The following is a 1,891-nucleotide window of genomic DNA, read 5'->3' as shown; positions in this document are numbered from 1 at the left end:
GAATGAGACAAGGCGCAGCAACGCCGTATCATTCCGTGTTCGATGACGATATGCCGTCTGAAAAACCGACAAACACAAAAAATACAGAATAAAGGAAGAAACATGAAAGGCATCATACTCGCAGGCGGCAGCGGCACGCGCCTGTATCCCATTACCCGCGGCGTATCCAAGCAACTTTTGCCGGTTTACAACAAACCGATGATTTACTACCCGCTCTCCGTGCTCATGCTGGCCGGCATCCGCGATATTCTGGTGATTACCACCCCCGAAGACAACGAAGCCTTCAAACGCCTGCTCGGCGACGGCAGCGACTTCGGCATCCGTATTTCCTACGCCATCCAGCCCAGCCCCGACGGCCTGGCGCAAGCCTTCCTGATCGGCGAAGAATTTATCGGCAACGATTCCGTGTGCCTGGTATTGGGCGACAATATTTTCTACGGCCAACACTTTACCCAAACCCTGAAAGAAGCCGCGCAGTCGGTGCAGGAAAAAGGCGCGGCCGTATTCGGCTACCAGGTTAAAGACCCCGAGCGTTTCGGCGTGGTGGAGTTTGACGAAAACTTCAAAGCCCTTTCCATCGAAGAAAAACCCAAAGTGCCGAAATCCGATTGGGCAGTGACCGGCCTGTATTTCTACGACAACCGCGTGGTCGAGTTCGCCAAACAGGTGAAGCCGTCCGAGCGCGGCGAGCTGGAAATCACCACCCTCAACCAAATGTATCTCGAAGACGGCACGCTGAGCGTGCAGCTGCTGGGGCGCGGTTTCGCCTGGCTCGACACCGGCACGCACGCCAGCCTGCTGGAAGCCGCATCATTCGTGGAAACCATCGAACACATCCAAAACCTGCAAGTCGCCTGCTTGGAAGAAATCGCCTGGCGCAACGGCTGGCTCACCACCGAAGAAGTGGCCGCGCTGGCCAAACCGATGGCGAAAAACGACTACGGCCAATATCTGCTGAAGCTGGTTGAAAAGCATTGAAGCATTAAGGCCGTCTGAAACCAAAAACCGTAGGTCGGGCACTTTTGCCCGACAGTTCAAACGGCTTGCAAACCACCTCTTACTGACCAGTGTCGGGCAAAAGCGCCCGACCTACGGTTTGCCGAACATTTAGGAACACCATGAACATCATCGACACCAAAATCCCCGACGTCAAACTGCTCGAGCCGAAAGTATTCGGCGACGAGCGCGGCTTCTTTATGGAAACCTTCCGCGACGAATGGTTTAAAGCCAACGTCGCCGAGCGCACCTTCGTGCAGGAAAACCACTCCAAATCCACCAAAGGCGTGTTGCGCGGCCTGCACTACCAAACCGAAAACACCCAGGGCAAGCTCGTGCGCGTCGTCAGCGGCGAAGTCTTCGACGTGGCCGTGGATATGCGTCAAGATTCCCCGACTTTCGGCCAATGGGTCGGCGAAATCCTCTCCGCCGAAAACAAACGCCAATTATGGGTACCCGAAGGTTTCGCCCACGGCTTTTATGTGATGAGCGAATCGGCAGAATTCGTCTATAAATGCACCGATTATTACAACCCCAATGCCGAGCATTCGCTGATTTGGAACGACGCGACAGTCGGCATCGACTGGCCGCTGGCGGGCGAGCCGTCGCTGTCTGCCAAAGACTTGGCCGGCAAGCCGCTGCACGAAGCCGTAACCTTCTAACAGTTATTTAAAAACAGAGTGATATGGCATTGCAACGCCTTATCCTATTCTTATTTTCAATAACTATAAACTCCTAAAAAACCGAAATATGTCAGGCTTGGCGCGAAACCGATATTTTGGTAGAAAAGTAGAATCTTCAAATGCCGTCATTCCCGCCTGCGCGGGGGTAGCGCAGCGGACTTACGTAGCTAATGACGGCAATCAGGATTTTTGTTTTTTAGGAATTTCACGAT

Annotated in this window: 2 protein-coding genes; both read left to right on the top strand. The window is 53.7% G+C overall.

Annotation, left to right across the window (positions count from 1 at the left end):
* The first annotated feature begins 102 nt into the window (after nt 1-102).
* A complete protein-coding gene (gene rfbA, locus BDE01S_RS10315) occupies nt 103-978 on the top strand; it encodes a glucose-1-phosphate thymidylyltransferase RfbA (RefSeq protein WP_066081231.1) in 876 nt (291 codons plus the stop codon).
* 140 nt (nt 979-1,118) lie between these two features.
* Nucleotides 1,119-1,658, top strand: coding sequence for a dTDP-4-dehydrorhamnose 3,5-epimerase (gene rfbC / locus BDE01S_RS10310; protein WP_066081226.1), 540 nt, complete (start codon nt 1,119-1,121; stop codon nt 1,656-1,658).
* The last annotated feature ends 233 nt before the right edge of the window (nt 1,659-1,891 follow it).

It is taken from the genome of Bergeriella denitrificans NBRC 102155 (assembly GCF_001592185.1).
Taxonomy (GTDB): Bacteria; Pseudomonadota; Gammaproteobacteria; order Burkholderiales; family Neisseriaceae; genus Neisseria; species Neisseria denitrificans.
This window is presented reverse-complemented; position numbering and strand designations above follow the sequence as displayed.

Coding starts and splice junctions, on each gene's coding strand:
- rfbC (WP_066081226.1), top strand. CDS start 1,119: ATGAACATCATCGACACCAAAATCCCCGACGTCAAACTGCTCGAGCCG.
- rfbA (WP_066081231.1), top strand. CDS start 103: ATGAAAGGCATCATACTCGCAGGCGGCAGCGGCACGCGCCTGTATCCC.